The sequence below is a fragment of the Patescibacteria group bacterium genome, assembly GCA_041659905.1.
GTDB lineage: Bacteria > Patescibacteriota > Kazan-3B-28 > Kazan-3B-28 > UBA10110 > UBA10110.
Genome location: JBAZXK010000002.1, coordinates 177153 through 194227 on the forward strand (window position 1 = coordinate 177153; position 17075 = coordinate 194227).

Annotated in this window: 20 protein-coding genes and 6 tRNA genes; 23 read left to right on the plus strand and 3 right to left on the minus strand. The window is 43.4% G+C overall.

Annotation, left to right across the window (positions count from 1 at the left end; translation table 11 throughout):
* Positions 1 to 13 precede the first annotated feature (13 nt).
* The 13 genes from ruvX to WC805_02825 all read left to right on the plus strand — a co-directional run bounded on the left by ruvX (position 14) and on the right by WC805_02825 (position 5016).
* The gene (ruvX, locus tag WC805_02765; protein MFA5967412.1) at positions 14 to 421 is read left to right on the plus strand and encodes a Holliday junction resolvase RuvX; all 408 of its coding nucleotides are present in this window, start codon (positions 14 to 16) and stop codon (positions 419 to 421) included.
* Positions 422 to 473: 52 nt separating this feature from the next.
* Complete coding sequence (locus tag WC805_02770; GenBank protein ID MFA5967413.1) at positions 474 to 746, plus strand: HU family DNA-binding protein; 273 nt, start codon at positions 474 to 476, stop codon at positions 744 to 746.
* A 98-nt stretch (positions 747 to 844) separates the two neighbouring features.
* A tRNA-Gly gene (locus tag WC805_02775) sits at positions 845 to 918 on the plus strand.
* A gap of 161 nt (positions 919 to 1079) precedes the next feature.
* Positions 1080 to 1577 carry a YbaK/EbsC family protein gene (locus tag WC805_02780; protein ID MFA5967414.1) on the plus strand — a complete coding sequence of 166 codons (498 nt, stop codon included), beginning with the start codon at positions 1080 to 1082 and terminating at the stop codon, positions 1575 to 1577.
* Positions 1578 to 1728: 151 nt separating this feature from the next.
* Positions 1729 to 2091 (plus strand): hypothetical protein, encoded by a 363-nt coding sequence (locus tag WC805_02785; GenBank protein ID MFA5967415.1) that lies wholly within the window; start codon positions 1729 to 1731, stop codon positions 2089 to 2091.
* Positions 2092 to 2323: 232 nt separating this feature from the next.
* Positions 2324 to 2398 (plus strand) — tRNA-Arg (locus WC805_02790).
* A gap of 78 nt (positions 2399 to 2476) precedes the next feature.
* Positions 2477 to 2551, plus strand: a tRNA-His gene (locus WC805_02795).
* Positions 2552 to 2561: 10 nt separating this feature from the next.
* Positions 2562 to 3053, plus strand: coding sequence for a GNAT family N-acetyltransferase (locus WC805_02800; GenBank protein ID MFA5967416.1), 492 nt, complete (start codon positions 2562 to 2564; stop codon positions 3051 to 3053).
* Positions 3037 to 3441, plus strand: a complete 405-nt coding sequence (locus WC805_02805; protein MFA5967417.1) for an MGMT family protein — start codon at positions 3037 to 3039, stop codon at positions 3439 to 3441. Before WC805_02800 ends, WC805_02805 begins: the two co-directional genes overlap by 17 nt.
* Positions 3442 to 3511: 70 nt before the next feature.
* A tRNA-Arg gene (locus WC805_02810) sits at positions 3512 to 3586 on the plus strand.
* Between the two features lie 67 nt (positions 3587 to 3653).
* Positions 3654 to 4730: a PEP-utilizing enzyme gene (locus tag WC805_02815; protein MFA5967418.1), complete on the plus strand. Its 1077-nt coding sequence runs from the start codon at positions 3654 to 3656 to the stop codon at positions 4728 to 4730.
* Between the two features lie 135 nt (positions 4731 to 4865).
* Positions 4866 to 4940 (plus strand) — tRNA-Lys (locus WC805_02820).
* A gap of 1 nt (position 4941) precedes the next feature.
* Positions 4942 to 5016: transfer RNA gene (locus WC805_02825), tRNA-Glu, on the plus strand.
* 364 nt (positions 5017 to 5380) lie between these two features.
* On the opposite strand, the gene WC805_02830 is transcribed toward WC805_02825, so the two are convergent.
* Positions 5381 to 6127: a hypothetical protein gene (locus WC805_02830; protein ID MFA5967419.1), complete on the minus strand. Its 747-nt coding sequence runs from the start codon at positions 6125 to 6127 to the stop codon at positions 5381 to 5383.
* Positions 6128 to 6478: 351 nt separating this feature from the next.
* On the opposite strand from WC805_02830, the gene WC805_02835 reads away from it, so the two are divergent.
* From WC805_02835 to WC805_02855, 5 genes are all read left to right on the plus strand, one after another.
* A complete protein-coding gene (locus WC805_02835) occupies positions 6479 to 6670 on the plus strand; it encodes a hypothetical protein (GenBank protein MFA5967420.1) in 192 nt (63 codons plus the stop codon).
* Between the two features lie 107 nt (positions 6671 to 6777).
* Positions 6778 to 7707 carry an FAD-dependent oxidoreductase gene (locus tag WC805_02840; GenBank protein ID MFA5967421.1) on the plus strand — a complete coding sequence of 310 codons (930 nt, stop codon included), beginning with the start codon at positions 6778 to 6780 and terminating at the stop codon, positions 7705 to 7707.
* A 5-nt stretch (positions 7708 to 7712) separates the two neighbouring features.
* Positions 7713 to 8948: a Glu/Leu/Phe/Val dehydrogenase gene (locus WC805_02845; GenBank protein ID MFA5967422.1), complete on the plus strand. Its 1236-nt coding sequence runs from the start codon at positions 7713 to 7715 to the stop codon at positions 8946 to 8948.
* Positions 8949 to 8970: 22 nt separating this feature from the next.
* Positions 8971 to 9228: a glutaredoxin domain-containing protein gene (locus WC805_02850; protein MFA5967423.1), complete on the plus strand. Its 258-nt coding sequence runs from the start codon at positions 8971 to 8973 to the stop codon at positions 9226 to 9228.
* 687 nt (positions 9229 to 9915) lie between these two features.
* Positions 9916 to 10911, plus strand: a complete 996-nt coding sequence (locus tag WC805_02855) for a hypothetical protein (protein ID MFA5967424.1) — start codon at positions 9916 to 9918, stop codon at positions 10909 to 10911.
* 110 nt (positions 10912 to 11021) lie between these two features.
* Here WC805_02855 and WC805_02860 read toward each other — a convergent pair whose 3' ends face one another.
* Positions 11022 to 11630 carry a RecX family transcriptional regulator gene (locus WC805_02860; GenBank protein ID MFA5967425.1) on the minus strand — a complete coding sequence of 203 codons (609 nt, stop codon included), beginning with the start codon at positions 11628 to 11630 and terminating at the stop codon, positions 11022 to 11024.
* 63 nt (positions 11631 to 11693) lie between these two features.
* On the opposite strand from WC805_02860, the gene WC805_02865 reads away from it, so the two are divergent.
* Genes WC805_02865 through WC805_02880 form a run of 4 tightly spaced genes read left to right on the plus strand, consistent with a single transcriptional unit; the run spans position 11694 to position 15526 of the window.
* Positions 11694 to 13205, plus strand: coding sequence for a class I tRNA ligase family protein (locus tag WC805_02865; protein ID MFA5967426.1), 1512 nt, complete (start codon positions 11694 to 11696; stop codon positions 13203 to 13205).
* A gap of 2 nt (positions 13206 to 13207) precedes the next feature.
* A complete protein-coding gene (locus tag WC805_02870; GenBank protein ID MFA5967427.1) occupies positions 13208 to 14047 on the plus strand; it encodes an EamA family transporter in 840 nt (279 codons plus the stop codon).
* Positions 14044 to 14826: a TatD family hydrolase gene (locus tag WC805_02875; protein ID MFA5967428.1), complete on the plus strand. Its 783-nt coding sequence runs from the start codon at positions 14044 to 14046 to the stop codon at positions 14824 to 14826. The genes WC805_02870 and WC805_02875 overlap by 4 nt, the downstream gene beginning before the upstream one ends.
* A gap of 4 nt (positions 14827 to 14830) precedes the next feature.
* Positions 14831 to 15526, plus strand: a complete 696-nt coding sequence (locus WC805_02880) for a hypothetical protein (GenBank protein ID MFA5967429.1) — start codon at positions 14831 to 14833, stop codon at positions 15524 to 15526.
* Here the strand turns inward: WC805_02880 and WC805_02885 are convergent.
* Positions 15523 to 16056, minus strand: coding sequence for a PRC-barrel domain-containing protein (locus WC805_02885; protein MFA5967430.1), 534 nt, complete (start codon positions 16054 to 16056; stop codon positions 15523 to 15525). The two genes, WC805_02880 and WC805_02885, sit on opposite strands and share 4 nt — an antisense overlap.
* A gap of 107 nt (positions 16057 to 16163) precedes the next feature.
* Between WC805_02885 and WC805_02890 the strand changes: the two genes are divergently transcribed.
* A complete protein-coding gene (locus WC805_02890; GenBank protein ID MFA5967431.1) occupies positions 16164 to 17069 on the plus strand; it encodes a hypothetical protein in 906 nt (301 codons plus the stop codon).
* The last annotated feature ends 6 nt before the right edge of the window (positions 17070 to 17075 follow it).

Here is a 17075-nt window from a genome sequence, read left to right on the forward strand (position 1 = left end):
TTTTTTGGAATAAATGCGCGTCTTAAGTATAGATTTAGGTAGAAAAAGAATTGGGGTGGCCTTGGGCGATACGGAAAATTATGTCGTTGTGGGTTTGCCGACACTGACCAACAATAAAGATTTATTGGATAAGCTAAAAGAAATTATCGTGCGAGAAAATATTCAAAAGTTAATCATCGGCTGGCCAAAAACTATGAGCGGACAAAACGGCGAACAAACTAATTACACGCAGCAATGGGGCGATCGGATCAAACGTATTTTGCATATCGATGTGGAATATATTGATGAAAGATTGAGCAGTAAAATGGCGCGCGATAGCTTGGAGAGTCTCGGCGGCAGTTTGAAGAAAGAGGATATTGACCAAGCCGCGGCTGTGTTGATTTTGCAGGGTTACCTCGACCGGCCCAAAAACTCGATTTGACAGCCTTGGGAGAGTGTTTTAAAATCAAGGTAGTTATCCAAAGGGAGGTAAAATGAATAAGTCGCAGATAGTTGAATTGATCGCCCGTAAAGCCAATGTGTCCAAAAAAACTGCCACGCAAACGATGGACATTTTTGTGAATGCCGTCAAAAGTAATTTGGCAGCCGGTAAGAGTGTGACCATCACCGGTTTCGGGACTTTCAGTGTTAGTGCTCGTGCGGCTCGCAATGGGGTCAATCCCCAGACTGGGAAGCCTATCAGAATCCCACAGTCCCGGGTGCCTCGCTTCAAGTCGGGCAAATCATTGCGGTCACTGATCCACTAATCAAGCTTGGGTAACACCCTATAAAAGACTAATCGCGGGTGCCGGTTTTGGCTCCCTCGAGGTTTTCCTGTAAAGTTAATATTGTAATGCCGAACGATGCGGGTATCGTATAGTGGCAATACCCCAGTTTTCCAAACTGGCGCCGGGGGTCCGATTCCCCCTACCCGCTCCAGCGTCGCGGTGGACTCCGCTTTATCGCCTCACTATGCGTAAGGCTCATAAACGCTTTGTCACCACTCCTCTCCAAATTACAAACAGGTCTGCGACCTTCAGTTTGCGATTTGGGTGGGGAAAGAGATAGCGCACCGGTTTAGGCCAGTTTAATTAAAATTCATGGTTGATCCTAATACTATTCATGATCGGTTAATTAACCTGCTTGATATCAATCAGGTCGAGTACAAACTCTTTAACCATCCGGCAGCATTGACTTATGAAGATTTAGCTGCAGTCCAGAAATCAACTGGTTTCTTTGGGACCGAGGCCAAATGTATGGTATTAAAGGTAAGCGATAAGTTTATCGTCTATATCACATTGCAAGGCAGTCGGGTTAATTTCAACGCCGTGAAGACAGAATTAGGAGGAGCTAAAGTTCGGCTGGCCACTGCCGAGGAATTAGCCGAATATTTTGGTGCCCAACCCGGTTGTGCTTACCCATTTGCTTTTGACTCCCAATACGACATTTATGTAGATCCTAAGATATACGAGCAGGAATGGCTCTTATTTAGTCCCGTTTTACCTACCGAGACAATCCAAGCTAAAGGAGAAGATCTAAGGAGAGTATGGGCCTCTCTAGATAATCAGGTCTCGGAAGTAATAAATTTCAATCAGTAACCATATCAGTCAAAAACTTGGGGATAAGTGATTAGGTTAAATCTGGGGTTTATTACGCCTAGAGCTGACTTTTAATTATTGACAGTCCCGTTTTTTTATGATATAATAGTTATTAACAGGCAAGCCAAATAAAAATCAAAAAACAAACCAAATGATGTTTAATAAGCTAAAACGAGTTCTGCTTGAGTCGGGCTATCGGGTAATCCTGACGAGCAATGTCTCTCAAAGTCCGAAAAAGGGCTTTGCCCGGGGCATCAAGGGTTATATCGTACCGGATGACCTGACGATTTACATCAATAAGAATATTGGAGTAAATGATCGGGTGATTACTTTGGTACACGAATTATTGCACGAGATTTACCCAGCTTGGACAGAAGGCAAAGTTAATCAAACCTCTAAAAGAATTTTTCAAAAGCTAACTGTTCCCCAACTGGGTTTCCTCCAGTTTTTTATCATGGTGCCAACCGAAATTAGAGCAATGCTCCGTTCCAACAACCTGTCTTCTGTCTGCTAAAACAATATACTCAAAATGGTGGATGAGCTCTGGCGCCGTGGACAGAGCTTTTTTATTTTTTCCAATCGTCATTCCGGTAAGTCCGCTTTGCGGACGCATCCAGAATCGTATAATAATAAATCTATACGATCCTGGACGAAGCCAGCCTGCCTGCCGGTAGGCAGGGACGACAATATAAGGAAAACATTGTCGCTTAAGGTATATTGATATTAGTTGAAAAATTGATTATTGTGCCCCTGTAGTTCAATGGACAGAACAAGAGACTTCTAATCTCTCGATCGAGGTTCGATCCCTCGCGGGGGCGCCATCCCAGTCCCGTGTTGTATAACACAGGACGGGATGAGTCCTGCATCGCATGGTGCAGGGCCAGGCGTGAATTAACATGGTGGGCGTAGCTCAACGGCAGAGCATCTGTTTGTGGAACAGATGGTTATGGGTTCGAATCCCATCGTCCACCCCACAAAAATTTTATGGATATACGGATTAGACTAATTGAAGAAGCTGAATTAGAGTCTGTCAGCCAAGTCTTTACCGAAGCATTTAATAATGCCGGCGTCGGAGAGAACTGGAGTGTAGAGCGGGCTATCAAGTATTTAAGATATTTATATCAACATCAGCCTGATCTGTTTTTTATTGCGGAAGCCGAAGGAGAAATTGTGGGGGGTGTAGCCGGAGTGATCAGGACATGGGGAACCGGTAATTATTTGGGTGAGTGGGAATTATTTGTGAAGCCGGAATATCAGAAACAAGGGATAGCTGCCAAACTGCTAACTAATATTGTGCGCAGTGCTATTGATAACCACGCCATAACCATGTTTAGTGGATTAGCTTTTAGCGGCAAGGCATTTCCGATGGAGTGGTACAAACAGATAGGTTTTCATCCCTCCGGCTGGGTGCATATCGAAGCTGATGCGAAAGAGCTGTTAAGTAATCTTATTGCTGATCATGGCCAAAATCAATAAATCTAAATTCAGCGAAGCGGTGCATAAATTGGTTAGAGCTATTCCGCAAGGCAAGGTGATGACTTACGGACAGGTGGCGGCGTGTTTGGGGTACCCCCGAGCGGCCCAGTATGTCGGCTGGGTGCTACATTGGTCGGATTTTAATGATGTCCCCTACCAGCGGGTGGTGAATCGGTTTGGCGGGCTGGCTTCTGGCTATACACGCGGCGGACAGCTGGCCCACAAATTTGATTTAGAAGAAGAAGAAGGGATTAAAGTGCGCGATGATTTTACGATTGATTTGGAAAAGTACCTGTGGCAGCCGCCGCAGAAGCTGATTCCCAGACTAGATAATGTTACACTATTGGAGGAGCTGCCTTTCTCTGCTAGATTAGTTGGGAAACAGTAACTTTTAGTAATTGGTCAATTGAGAATTGGGAATGGGTTAAATTAGGTAATTACGCCGTTAGGCGTTATATGCCCTCGTAGTTCAATGGACAGAACGTAGGATTCCGGATCCTAAGGTGTAGGTTCGATTCCTACCGAGGGTACCAAGTTTGATAAGAGTTCACCTGTGAGCGAAACCATAAAAGGATTGCCCAAGTTTTTAAAGTCTCTGTTATGAATGATCAGAAAGTTGTTCTAGAAAAAACTTTTTCTAGAAAGTATAACCTATTCGGAGGTTATATGTGGTATCAGGCCGACTGTGTGCAAAATGAATATATTCTGGGATTTGATTTAAATCACTCTTTAACTATTTTTCCAAAAGAGGGACCCACGACGTGCTGGTACTATACCGATGAAATTGCGCATGCTATAGAGCTGATTGTTGCCAAATCAAATTCCGATCCCCTGTTTTGGGAGAACGTCAAAAAAGACTTCTATTTTTACTGGAATAAGATTCTTCCTTATTTAAAAAAAGACAAAACCATCCAAAACCTAGAAGAACTCAAAAATTATTACTCCACAGCAATTAAATTTTATGGTCCAGATAGTATAGTCATTGTTTCTCCGGGTGCAGCTGCTCTAGGGGATAATTTTAAAGAAATTGCCCAAAGCTTGAGAAATGAATCACATTATTTTGTGAATAACGTCCCTGATGTTTATGCAGATTATTTTTGTTCGGCTTATCCTCAATACAAAAAGATTGTAGATGTTTTATTGCCAGAAGAGGTGTTTAACATAGACAAAATTACTCCTGAAATTATTGCCGAAGCTGAGAAACGAGCCCAAGAAGGATGTTTTTTGCTAAATGGAAGGCCGTATTGCCTATCAGAATTGAATCAAGTATTAGCAACGAATGGGTATGAGTTAAAGGATCCTAGCCAAATTTCTGAGGCGGATCAACGATCTAGTCTGGCGATTAAAGGAGTAGTCGCTCATCCAGGAATCGTTACGGGGCGCGTATCTAAAGTAATGTATTACCAAGACATCGGTAAGGTAAAGGAAGGTGATATTTTAGTATCCCCAATGACTATGCCTAAATTCTTACCGGCTATGAGAAAAGCCGCTGCTTTTATTACTGATGAAGGAGGTATCACTTGCCATGCAGCTATAATCGCTCGGGAACTAAGCAAGCCCTGCATAATAGGTACTAAAGTTGCTACTAGCCTTTTAGAAGATGGGGATCTAGTTAAAGTCGATGCGGTCAAGGGGGAAGTGATAATAATCGAAAAGACTCACGTTGAGATCAGTTAAACCGACAGATGGCAGCATAGATTAACAGAAAAAATTCTGTTGGGTTATTATTAGCTGGCTACAGTGGACAACAGGTGGTCAAAAAGCTACAATTCACAAGTAGAAAGACATTAGCATCAACTTCTAGAAGTATCTGGGTTGTTAGCTCAATGGTAGAGCAGCTGCCTCTTAAGCAGTTGGTTACAGGTTCGAATCCTGTACAGCCCACCACGGCGCCATCGTCTAGAGGTTAGGACGCCAGGTTTTCATCCTGGTAACCGGGGTTCGATTCCCCGTGGCGCTACCAAAAAACTGGTATTCATGATCTATGGATAACAGTTTTTTGGTAATGTTATTTGGGGAGTCGAACCGTGGGAAAGGGGTCGGGAAAACGGGAGTTTTCCCGCAGTGGAGGCAGACCGCTTACAAAGCGGTCGTCGGAACCGCAAGGGTCCGAGGAGCCCCGATCTAACATCGGGGCGACGGGTTCTAGCGTAGCGGATTCCCCGTGGCGCTACCATAGTTCGATAAGCTCACATTCCTATGGTGGTTTTGTTGAACCGGTAATGCACGGAGAGTATTAATGCATTGCCTAAAGTTTTATAGAAAGAAAATAGCTCATCACCCATTCAGGCAAGGAGCTATTTTTTCGCTTAAATTGCAAGGAAGAGCTAGTCGTAGCCTACGAAGCTCAGCTGAAGGGATATCTCGAGCTTGTTGCCTGGCTTCAGGAATTTGCCCTTATCTGCGTCCTGATACCTATCAGGGGACTGAAGAACCGGTTCCACGCAGAAGTACTTGGTTGGTTCGTCACTCCAGAGAGTAAGGATCGAGTCTGTGTCAAACGATCCCAAAAGTTCCATACGAACCGTTTTCTCGCCAGACCTAATCAGGATCGGATCTGCTGCTGGAATTCTGGCCGACTTCAAAGGAAATTCGCTAATTACCTTTTCGCCGACCCGTGCAAGGGAGTGCGCAACTGCATATGCGCGTGGATCACTGATGAAATAGGGATGAAACCCTGGGTTTACTGGAGTGTCGTAGTGCTCGCCATCGTCTATCCTTTCTACCTCCAAATTGATTGTCAGGGCATCCTCGGACCGCATCAAGATGCTAACCCTATATTTCAGTAACCATTCGAACGACGTTGTCTTCTCGTTCTGACCAACGAGCACGACGTGGTCTTCCTCCTGTTTAGCCACCTCCAGTGTCTGATGTCTGAGCCAGCCGTGTTTGGGGATGGTTTCGAAGGGGCTAGACCCAAAAAATGGGAAAGTTATCGGAATGCCGCCTCGAGACTTATCTCCCATCTTCTGCTCTGGAAAAATAAGATCTTTTCCATTATGTACCCATCGCACGACGGTTCCTCCAACTTCAGAAACGATTGCGCAGGAATCTTTGCTGCCGATACGAATCATGACTAAATCCTCCTTAAAAGGGCATGATTTTTCGAATAGGCACTTGCCCAGTTCGATATTAGAGAGTACTTCAAAACACGAAAAAAGTAAATCGTTTATTCAAAGCCACATTTTTCTTATACAAAAACCAGGCTTGATAGAGCCTTGTTGTGAATTTATATGCCGAGAAAGAATCGAACCCATAAAAGCGTCTTGAGGACTTTTTTAGTGGCTTCGAACCTGCTGGGCCCCTAACCTGCTGACCTGCTATGAAAATAGTTGACAGCAAAAAATACTATGCTAAATTAGCGTTATGCCTAAAAATTGTTTAGGTGATTATATCAAGAACTTTATTAATAAATCGGAGGAAAAATGAACGACGATTTTGATATGACCGGCGGTGTTGTGCCGGCAGATGATGAGGAGAAGGATTTGGAAGAAGAAGGCGTAAAGCCTGAAGTAAAGGAAGATGAAGACGAGTGGGACGATGAGGAAGAAGAGGTTAGTGTAGAGGATGAAGCTGAGAAGGAAAAAGAAGAAGATAAAGAAGAACCAGAGTTTTAATTAAACAGTCAGTTTATTAGGTATTATCAATGGCGCCTCGATGGATATCGGGGTGCTTTTGTATGTAAAACGGGTGCTATACTAAAAAGAGCTAAAATGTTCTAAATATGACCTACGACGTAATTATTATTGGGACAGGCCCGGCTGGCTTAACGGGGGCGTTGTATACATGCCGGAGGTCTTTAAAGACTCTCGTTATCGGACAAACTATGGGCGGGCAAGCAATTCTGCCGGCTTGTGTAGAAAATTATCCTGGTTTTGGCAAAACTGACGGTTTAACATTAGTTAAAGAATGGCAAACTCAAACTCTGTCAGCTGGGGCAGAAATCAAAACCGGGTTAGTCACAGAAATTAAAAAAGACGACGATAGTTTTGAGGTGGAGTTAGAAGACGGTACGGAATATAAAGCCAAGGCGGTGATTTTGGCTATGGGGCGGACTCCGCGCAAATTAAATGTGCCAGGAGAAACTGAATTTACAGGCAAAGGAGTAGCTTATTGTGCTACTTGTGATGCTCCCCTTTTTGCTGGTCGTGATGTAGCGGTAGTCGGTGGCGGTAATGCGGCAGTGGATGCGGCAATACTACTATCAGGCGTAGCCAAAAAGGTTTATTTAATACATCGCAATGATCAATTTAAAGCCGAAGCAGCTTTGTTGCATAAATTAGCAACACTAACTAATATTGAAAAGATTTTGCATACCGAAGTCGAAGAGATCAAAGGCAGTAGTTTTGTTGAACAAGTCAAAATCAATCAAATTTCAGATGGAACCGAAAGAATTATCGATGTGCAGGGGGTATTTATAGAAATTGGCGGCGATGCCAATACGGGTTTCGTAAAAGGTTTGGTTAAGCTAAATGACAAGCAGGAAATTATTATCGACGAGCATAATCAGACATCTGTAGAAGGGATATTTGCAGCCGGAGATGCAACTACAGTGCCATTCAAACAAATGATTGTCGCCGCCGGCGAAGGTGCCAAAGCAGCCTTATCGGCGTATAATTATATACAGGGCTTGGGGGAAACCGCCGCTAAATAATTTATATGGAATCACCTGCCTACCAAGCTGCTTTAAAAGAAGCTGCCACCCGGATTAATTTATCCGAGGCAGATTTAGTTAAATTATCTACCCCAGAGAATATTATTTCAGTAGAAATACCCTTAGAGCTGGATTCAGGGCAGAGATTAAATCTACCCGCTTTTAGAGTCCAGCATAACTCGGCCAGAGGGCCTTACAAAGGCGGAATTCGCTTCCACCTGGCGGTGGACGTGGAAGAAGCCAAGATATTGGCTTCGCTGATGACCTGGAAGTGTGCCGTGGCTGGCATTCCGTTTGGCGGGGGCAAGGGTGGAGTACAAGTTGACCCCAAAAAACTATCCAAAACAGAATTAGAAAGATTATCCCGGAGTTATATCCGAGCCATGTTTCCTAAAATCGGCTCTAATTTGGATGTGCCGGCACCGGATGTAAATACGGATAGCCAAACGATGGCATGGATGGCAGATGAATATTCGCGCCTGGCCGGAGCTTGGGTGCCTGGGTTTATCACTGGCAAACCAGTGGAGCTGGGAGGCTCTCGGGGACGAGATATGGCCACATCTCTGGGCGGAAAAATTGTTTTAGATGAGATGTTGCTAAATTTGGACATTGCCCAGCCGCCTTATCTGGTAGCGATTCAAGGGATTGGCAATGTGGGAGGAGGTTTAGCTAAACTGTTGGCAAAAGATAAAAATTATCAAGTAGTGGGGCTGAGTGATTCACAAACTGCCATTTATTCCCCTACCGGATTGGATATAGCAGCTGTGATGAAGTTTAAGCAGCAAACGGGAAGCCTAAATAATTTTCCGAATGTTAAGATTATCTCAAATGCTGAATTATTAGAATTGGATGTAAATATTTTAGTGCCAGCAGCCCTGGATAATCAAATTACCACTGCCAATGCCGATAAAATTAAAGCTAAATTGATCTTAGAGATGGCCAATAATCCTATAAGCGAAGCTGGAGATGCTATTTTAAGTTCCCGAGGAGTCACAGTCGTGCCAGATATTCTAGCTAATGCCGGCGGCGTGACGGTGAGTTATTTTGAATGGGCACAGAATCGCTCCGGTTATTATTGGGAAGAAGTGGAGGTTAACGAAAAACTCCAAAAGATTATGCTGCAAGCCACGCGAGAGATTCTTGATGTGGCTAAAATTCAACCGGTTACTTTACGAGTAGCGGCTTTTATTTTAGCTCTCCGGAGAGTTTACGCTGCCATGCATTTGCGTGGTAAACTATAAATTGGCTAATTAATTTGCAATAATGGCTCGACTAAAAGAGTTCAAAATTTATTCGACTCCAACTTGCGGTTACTGCCATATGTTGAAGGATTGGCTGACTGAAAAAAAGATCCCTTTTATCAATATTGATGTAGCAGCTGATCCAACTAAAGGAGTGGAAATGATTCAGAAAACCGGGCAAATGGGGGTGCCGGTGAGTATGATTAGTTTTGAAGATGGCAAAGAAGAGATTGTTTTAGGATTTGATCAAGAGAGGATTGCGAAGATCCTTGGTTTGTAAATTATTCCCCTCCTGCTCCTCGAGTCTGAGCCTCGGAGTCGAAGACCGGAGCCTGCCTGCCGGTAGGCAGGGAGGGGTGAGGGGAGGTGGGAGTATATTCCCCGAGCGGAGTCGAGCCTGCCTGCCGGTAGGCAGGGGGCTACCTTTGATTTGTAAAATCAATCAACCATTTTCTGTTACTTTCCCGAGGAAAGTAACCAAAGTCTTCTCGCAGTCGCTCTGGCTTGGTATTTAGCTAAAAATTACCTGGCTGTTCTCGCCGGTATATACCGGCTCCACGCACTGGTAATTTTTGGAATACCTAACACTCGAGCTCCAATGGCTGGAATGTAAAATCAAGACATCCCTCCTCCAAGGGCCGGTTAGATGAAAAGACGCTCAAACTCCAATGGCCACGAAATACAACGGTCGTTGTATTTCGTGGCCTAGTATACCATCCGTCATTCTGGGGAGCTCATGGGGCGACTCCAGAATCTTTCCTGGTTTTTTTATTGGTTTTAGATGTAGAATATAAATATTCATTATATTTATTAACAAATAGGTATTATCATGGGGAAGAAACTAAAGAAAATAAAAACAAACAAGTCCTTGAAGTCTCTCTTCAGCAACAAGCCACTCCTCTTTATAGTGGCTATTGTGGTATTGGTTGTAATCTTCTCCAATTCAAGCGTAAGAGCTTTTCTTAGAATGCCTAGTCAGGCAGCCGAAATTACTCCAGGTACCTCACCATCTACATCAACTTCCTGCATATTCTATGCATCTTCTTTAGGCAACGATCAGAATAATGGCAGTGCTCCCCAAGATCAATACGCAGTCAGAACTATTAAAAAAGCAATTCAGTTGTCGAAGGCTAATTGTCCAGTCTCGGCGACAATTAAGCTTGTCGGCAGTCAGTATAATGTTTCAGATCTTGATATAAATACAGCAAATCCAATTACAGTTAATGGAGAGACAAAAAACATCACTATCACTTCGAGTGGCGCTAATAAAACTGAGGTTAAGTATGTTAGTCCAAATAATGATGATAGTACGGTAACATTTTCTAATGAGGTTAATTTTAATCCGAATGGCACGATCACTATTACAAACATCATATTTAATAATGTTGGGATTCGTACTTTAACACGCTCGTATAGTACATATGTCACAGGGAATATTCTTACAAATCAGACTAACCATGATCCAAATGACCAGGCACGATTAGTGGTGGGATCTTTCCTTAATGCTGATGCGGGTATTATCAAAATATATAACAATAAGTTTATGTTTGATGAGACTACCTCAGGAAATATAAACGAGGGCGTTATTATAGATAATCTATCATATGCCACCCTGTTGGATGTATCTAATAATACCTTTAATTACTTCTCATATCCAAACCAATATAGTGATTCTAATACTGAAGAAACTAAATTTATAGGTATCAGATTACATCAAAACAACAGTCAGGCATCAATCGCAAATAATAATTTTGTGACCCAAGGAGTATCTGTTGTAGGAAAAAGCATCATATCTGCCAATATCCACAATTTTGGCCTAGTTTCGGATAGGTCTGTTATCAAGACAACAATAGAAAAAAACAATTTCTCAAAGTTCAATGGGATTGATGTTAGCGTTATTTCTCCACCTGTACAAGGGAGCGAATCCCAGAACATACTCATTCATAATAATATAGGTATATAATTCTGGTATCTGATCTATTTAAGACTTCAACGGCTCATCGATGAGCCGTTGAATACTTTTATAAGATTATAACCTGCCCGTGGCCGAGATTTACCGGCCAGGGAGTCGCTTCACTCCCCAGAATGACGGCTGAAAATGGCTTTACTGATGACGCTGTAATTAAATCCTTTGCGAGCAAGATAGAATTTGAGTTGGTCGGGGGTTTTTGAGTGGCTGAATTTGGCGACGAGTTTGGTAGCGGTGGCTAATTCTTGATCGGCTAATTCGGGTTGGGCGAGAGTTTCTCGGATAATATTTTCGGCTATCCCCTTTTGGATAAGCTCGGCTTTTAAGTGGGTAATGCTTCTATTTCGTGTTTGTGATCTTTCTTTTACCCAGTGTTCGGCAAACTTTTGATCATCCAGCCAGCCCTCTTTTTTTAAGCGGGCAATCGTTTCGACAATGGTTTCGGGCTCAAATTTGGTTTTGAGTTTTTGGCGGATTTCAAAAATGCTTTGCGGCCGATAAGACAATAATTTCAAAACTTTGTCGTAGGCCTTGCCATTGATATCCTGTTTTTTGAGCTCTTCACAAAGTTTTGTGGAAATATCTGCTCCCACTTTCAGGTTGTGGGAAATCCAGGTGAATTTATCGATCCCGGTCAGGAATTTATCATCCACAAACACATTTACCCGATTAGAGTTATTGGCTTGGCTCACGATTTTGGTGATTGTAGGCATTAGCTTATAATAGGAGTTGATATTTTGAGCCTGTAGAATACATATTTTCTAGATTTAGTTTAAGTGGAAAAGAAATATATCACAACCTCAATTGCCTATATCAATGCGGCTCCCCATGTGGGGTTTGCTTGGGAACTACTCCAGGCAGATGCCTTGGCACGCTGGTATCGCCTAAATGGTCACCCGACCTGGTTTTTGACGGGGACGGATGAGCATGGCAGTAAAATTGCCAAAGTGGCGGAAGAGGAGGGGGTAGCGCCCCAGGTGGTGGCGGATCGCAACTCGGCTTTATTTGCCAATCTCAAGCCATTATTAAATTTGTCTAATGATGATTTTATCCGGACGGGCGACCAGGCAAGACACTTCCCGGGAGCGCAAAAATTATGGAAACAATTAGTCGCTGCAGGCGATATTTACAAAGACAAATACATCGGGCTGTATTGTGTGGGGTGCGAGGCGTATGTCACAGAAAAAGATTTAATAGAAGGTTGTTGTCCCATTCATAAATCAGAGCCAGAGCGCATCAAGGAAGAAAACTACTTTTTCAGATTGTCGAAATATGGAGATCGCATCGCGGAGTTAATTGAGAGTAAGGAATTGAAGATTATCCCGGAAGGACGAGCGAAAGAGATCTTGAATGTGATTAAATCCGGGCTAACTGATATTAGTTTTTCTCGCCCCATGGCTAAATTGCCTTGGGGGATACCGGTACCGGATGACCTGAATCAAACTATGTATGTTTGGTGCGATGCACTGTCTAATTACATTAGCGCCATTGGCTATGGCAGGGATGAAACTGAGTTTACCAAATGGTGGCCGGCCGATATTCACTGTATCGGCAAAGATATTCTGCGGTTCCATGCGGCCATTTGGCCAGGAATGCTTCTGTCAGCTGGGCTGCCTTTGCCGAAGAAGATCTTAGTCCACGGATTTATTACTTCGGGTGGACAAAAAATGAGCAAAAGCTTGGGAAATGTGATTGATCCTAAGGAAGCAGTGGACGTTTATGGCGCCGATGCTTTGCGTTATTATTTACTCCGGGAACTGCCCACTACCGATGATGGCGATTTTTCCTGGAAGCGGTTCGACGAATTATATAATCATGAATTAGCGGATAACCTGGGCAATTTACTTTCGCGCGTGGTACAAATGACCAGCAAGTTTTGTGCCGGTAAAGTACCGGCAGTTGCCCCCATTTTGCCGGGAGCTGACATAACTGCTATAGAGGTACAGAAATATTTTGAAGAATTTGATTTGCAAAAAGCCTTACTGGCCATCAATCAGTACATCAGCCAACTCAATGTATTAGTAGATACCAAAAAACCCTGGGAGTTAGCTAAACAAGGTCGTCAAGACGAAGTTGAAGAGGTGCTCTATCAACTGCTGGAAGGTTTGCGCGGCATCGCCTTGTGTCTACTGCCATTTTTGCCGGATACGGCAGACAAAATTGCTGTAACTCTGGGAGTCAATGATTTACTGACTATCACTGATTGGTCAGAGGCAATTAAGTGGGGGAAATTGTTACCTGGAACACCTATTCAGCCCAGCCCGATCCTGTTTCCTAAAAAAGTCTAGCTATGCTCTACCCATTTTTGGCTGTTATTTTTGATGTCTTGACCCTGATCTCTACCAAGCGGATTTTTGTTAAATTCAAAAATCTAGATTATAAATCGTTTGCCTGGTGGCTATTTTTCTGGATTGCGGGTGTTGGCTTGTTAGTTTCTCCTTGGTTTGTAACTATCCAATCCACAGCTACCCAGCCGCATTATTTATGGCTGCTATTGGCCTTAGTATTTTTAGCGGCTAATTATAACCTGCTCTTTTATTTTGGGCTCAAATATGAAAAAGTTTCTGAGATCGAACCTTTTCTGTTATTCAATCCCCTTATTGCCATTGTGATCGCTAGCCTATTTTTCCCCGGGGAACGGTCTTGGCACGTTTATTTGGCGGCAGCCGTGGCCGGCTTAGCTTTGGCGTGGTCGCATTTGGATCGTCAGCATCTTAAACTGTCTCGGCCGCTTCTGGCCATCCTAGGTTTTGCTCTATTGCATGGATTGGAGGCTGTCATTATCAAGGAATTATTAATGGTTTACTCACCTCTAGCCCTTTATTTAGTGCGTTGCATTACCACTGCTCTGTTTCTGTGGGTGATAGAAAAAGGGAAGATCAAAAAAATTACTCTTCAGCAAGTTCCTTTCTTTCTTCTAATTGCCGTGGGTGCACTGGTTACAAGTGTGTTAATCTATACTTCATATCATGGCATAGGAATTAGCATGACCATGGCGGTATTACTCTTATCTCCCATATTGGTTTATTTGCTGTCAGTCCTGTATTTGCGCGAAAAACTGCAATGGAAGAATATAGTGTCTAGCGTGGTGATTATTGGAGCAATTATTTGGTTGAGCGTAGTGCGATGAATTATATCGATACCCATTGTCATCTTAATTTCCCCCAGTTCCATCGCGATATGGAAAAAACAGTTTTGCGGTCTTTGCAGGCAGGTTTAATTTATTTAATTAATGTGGGAACTGATCTGCGTACCTCTAACGAAAGTGTTAATCTCGCCAGCCGGTATAAGGAAATTTATGCGGCCGTGGGGGTGCACCCGCATGACGCCAGGAAGAATCTGGTCGGCATCAGCGCCAGCTTAACTCCCCTATTACGCCATCTCAAAGTGGTTGCAGTGGGCGAAATCGGACTAGATTTTTATCGCAATTTATCGTCGCAAGAGAATCAGAAAACAATTTTTATTGAACAGCTCCAACTGGCTCTCAAACACCATAAACCAGTGATACTGCATTGTCGTGATGCCTACCGCGATGTACTGAATATCCTAGACGAGTTTTATTTGCCAGAGCTAAAAGACTCTCTTCCCGGAGTAATCCATTCTTTTTCGGCCGGTCCAAATTATTTACAAGAATTTTTGCGGCGTGGGTTCTATATCGGGTTTAACGGCATGATTACTTATCCCGATCATGAAAGTCTATTAGAATCAGTTCGCAATACACCGCTGGACCGATTACTATTAGAAACTGATGCGCCTTATTTGTCGCCCTTGGCTCATCGGGGAGAACGCAATGAGCCGATGTTGGTTAAAGAAGTGGCAGCGCGAGTGGCGGAATTAAAAGGCATTGATGTAGAAGAGGTGGTGAACAGGAGTACAGCCAATGCCATAGCTTTATTTAAGCTACAATAAAACCATGGAAGATCTGTTTGCTCCAGTCGAGTGGCTGCAAGAGGCGGGATACCGGGCTTATCTGGTGGGAAATCAATCACGCAACGCAGTATTACAAGAAAAGCCTGCCGGCCAAGATATCGATATTGCTACTTCCGCTTTGCCGCGCGAGGTGGGCAAGATTTTATCTCAGCAACAGATTGTGCCAGCCCGCCTGGATGTCAAATTCGGGGTGGTGGCTTTTTTGTGGCAAGGTCGGGATTACGAAATCACCACTTTTCGGGAAGATATCTATGATCCGCAATTTAACCATATCCGGCGTACTCCCATCGAAATAAAATTTCATAAGGACACCAAATTAGATGCGTTACGCCGGGATTTTACGATCAATGCGATCTATTGGAATCCTAAAAACAATCATTTTATCGATCCGGTAGACGGTATTAAAGATTTAGAGAATAAAACCCTGCGGTTTATTGGGGATGCGGAAACGCGTATCAAAGAAGATCCTCTAAGAGTTCTACGGGCGATTCGGTTTAAGTATAGTCTGGGTTTGAAATATGCCGCCACGACTTTAAAAGCGTTAATTAAATACGGCAAGCTGGTACATAAACTTCAGCCATCGCTCCTAAAAAAAGAATTCAGCAAAATCCAAAATTTGCCCAATTATCAGGAAGCCAGACGGGATATGCAAGAAATGGGAGTGATTCAAAAAGTTTAATTAGCCGTCGGAGCCGTTACTGCCTGGGAAACAGTTTGCCAATTCCCACTGTCGTCAGTCACCACAATTTTTTGAGATGCGATCGTGATGATTTTATCGGCCGGGATAATTAGGTCTGGCCGGTTTAATATGCCTAAAATGCCGGGCTGAACATATATCTTTTGGATAAATGAATCTGTGGTTTCGAACAATACATCGTCTACGTTCCCTAATTTTTTTCCTGAGGCTGTGATGACTGGACTGCCGATAACATGCTGATGATGCCGCAATAGCGCAGGTAATAACACAATTTCGTGGGGGGCCACCAGGGCGTCTGAATTTTTGATAACTACCATTTTAGGGCCGTATTCCACGATGTCGGCAGTAGCGACTGCGCGCAGGCGAGTCAGTAGTCCAACTGGCTTGATCATAAGAGCACTAATTTGTTTTTTATCAGGGTCGATCGCCCAATTTGTTACAGTGCCCAAAGTTTGACTTTTATCTAAGTCAACCAGTCGCGCATTCATTATTTCGGTAATTGGCTTCAACATAGATTGGGTAATAAAACTATTTTCCACCATAATTATACGCTAACCTGGCTTGTCAAAACTTCTTAAGTAGCCTACAATCAAGCATAGCTTTTAAGCTTACTTGAAGCATGAAACATCAAAAATGGTTATGGGGGGCACTGCTGAGCTTGCTAATTTTAGGCGGCTGTGGAGTAAAAACAGAAGAACCGCCGATAGTTTTGGGGAAAATGACTCAAACTATGAGCAAATTGGAACAGCTCGAATTTTCGGGCGAATTTAATTTAGTGGGCAATTCCACCCTTCCCCTGCTGCAAGGTCTCCAAGATTTGCGGATTACCGGAAATGGCGCAGTTAACCTGGCGGATATAAACAATCTAAGATATTTGTTGAATTTAATTATCGGCGGCAAAGGCAGTGAAGGCAATACGGAAATAGGAGCGGAGCTCAGGAGTTTCCCGGATTGTAACTATTTTCGCATTACGCGCATCGCTGTACCGTTAGGTTTGCCTTTTTCGCTGTCAGCGGATAATAAATGGTACCAAATTAAATCCGGCGGACAGAATCGAGAATGGCTTGGGTCCAGTCAACCTCTCTCTTTCGAACAAATGCAGCAAATCAGGGCATTGTTGGCTCAAAGCAAATTATTCAATGTGGTGCAAAAATTCCCCGATGATACTGCCAATGGAGCCAGAACTTATCATTGGCAAGTGGCAGTTGATAACGAAGTATTGCGGGCAGTATTGCTGAATTGGTCAAATATTACTAATCCAACTGAAAGTGTCGATCTAGAAAAATGGACGGCGATGTTAAGCGATTACGACTATGAATTCTGGATCAATAAGCGCGATTATCGCCTGATGAGGGCCAATATCAAAGGTTGGTATGATGATAGTGCTGGCCAGCGGGCTGATTTCACTATCAAGATAAATCTAAATAAGTTCAGCTCGATTGTGGCGATTGAGCGCCCTGCGAATGTGCAAGAATTCGATCTCCGCGAAATCCTGGGATTACCTTTGGCAAATTCTCTGCAATAATTTCCC

What these genes read in the sequence shown, in the direction of transcription:
- WC805_02875 (MFA5967428.1), top strand. Translation starts at nt 14,044, where the DNA reads ATGAATTATATCGATACCCATTGTCATCTTAATTTCCCCCAGTTCCAT.
- WC805_02885 (MFA5967430.1), bottom strand. Translation starts at nt 16,056, where the DNA reads ATGTTGAAGCCAATTACCGAAATAATGAATGCGCGACTGGTTGACTTA.
- WC805_02890 (MFA5967431.1), top strand. Translation starts at nt 16,164, where the DNA reads ATGAAACATCAAAAATGGTTATGGGGGGCACTGCTGAGCTTGCTAATT.
- WC805_02845 (MFA5967422.1), top strand. Translation starts at nt 7,713, where the DNA reads ATGGAATCACCTGCCTACCAAGCTGCTTTAAAAGAAGCTGCCACCCGG.
- WC805_02815 (MFA5967418.1), top strand. Translation starts at nt 3,654, where the DNA reads ATGAATGATCAGAAAGTTGTTCTAGAAAAAACTTTTTCTAGAAAGTAT.
- WC805_02830 (MFA5967419.1), bottom strand. Translation starts at nt 6,127, where the DNA reads ATGATTCGTATCGGCAGCAAAGATTCCTGCGCAATCGTTTCTGAAGTT.
- WC805_02780 (MFA5967414.1), top strand. Translation starts at nt 1,080, where the DNA reads ATGGTTGATCCTAATACTATTCATGATCGGTTAATTAACCTGCTTGAT.
- WC805_02880 (MFA5967429.1), top strand. Translation starts at nt 14,831, where the DNA reads ATGGAAGATCTGTTTGCTCCAGTCGAGTGGCTGCAAGAGGCGGGATAC.
- ruvX (MFA5967412.1), top strand. Translation starts at nt 14, where the DNA reads ATGCGCGTCTTAAGTATAGATTTAGGTAGAAAAAGAATTGGGGTGGCC.
- WC805_02840 (MFA5967421.1), top strand. Translation starts at nt 6,778, where the DNA reads ATGACCTACGACGTAATTATTATTGGGACAGGCCCGGCTGGCTTAACG.
- WC805_02770 (MFA5967413.1), top strand. Translation starts at nt 474, where the DNA reads ATGAATAAGTCGCAGATAGTTGAATTGATCGCCCGTAAAGCCAATGTG.
- WC805_02785 (MFA5967415.1), top strand. Translation starts at nt 1,729, where the DNA reads ATGATGTTTAATAAGCTAAAACGAGTTCTGCTTGAGTCGGGCTATCGG.
- WC805_02805 (MFA5967417.1), top strand. Translation starts at nt 3,037, where the DNA reads ATGGCCAAAATCAATAAATCTAAATTCAGCGAAGCGGTGCATAAATTG.
- WC805_02850 (MFA5967423.1), top strand. Translation starts at nt 8,971, where the DNA reads ATGGCTCGACTAAAAGAGTTCAAAATTTATTCGACTCCAACTTGCGGT.
- WC805_02835 (MFA5967420.1), top strand. Translation starts at nt 6,479, where the DNA reads ATGAACGACGATTTTGATATGACCGGCGGTGTTGTGCCGGCAGATGAT.
- WC805_02870 (MFA5967427.1), top strand. Translation starts at nt 13,208, where the DNA reads ATGCTCTACCCATTTTTGGCTGTTATTTTTGATGTCTTGACCCTGATC.
- WC805_02800 (MFA5967416.1), top strand. Translation starts at nt 2,562, where the DNA reads ATGGATATACGGATTAGACTAATTGAAGAAGCTGAATTAGAGTCTGTC.
- WC805_02855 (MFA5967424.1), top strand. Translation starts at nt 9,916, where the DNA reads ATGCCTAGTCAGGCAGCCGAAATTACTCCAGGTACCTCACCATCTACA.
- WC805_02860 (MFA5967425.1), bottom strand. Translation starts at nt 11,630, where the DNA reads ATGCCTACAATCACCAAAATCGTGAGCCAAGCCAATAACTCTAATCGG.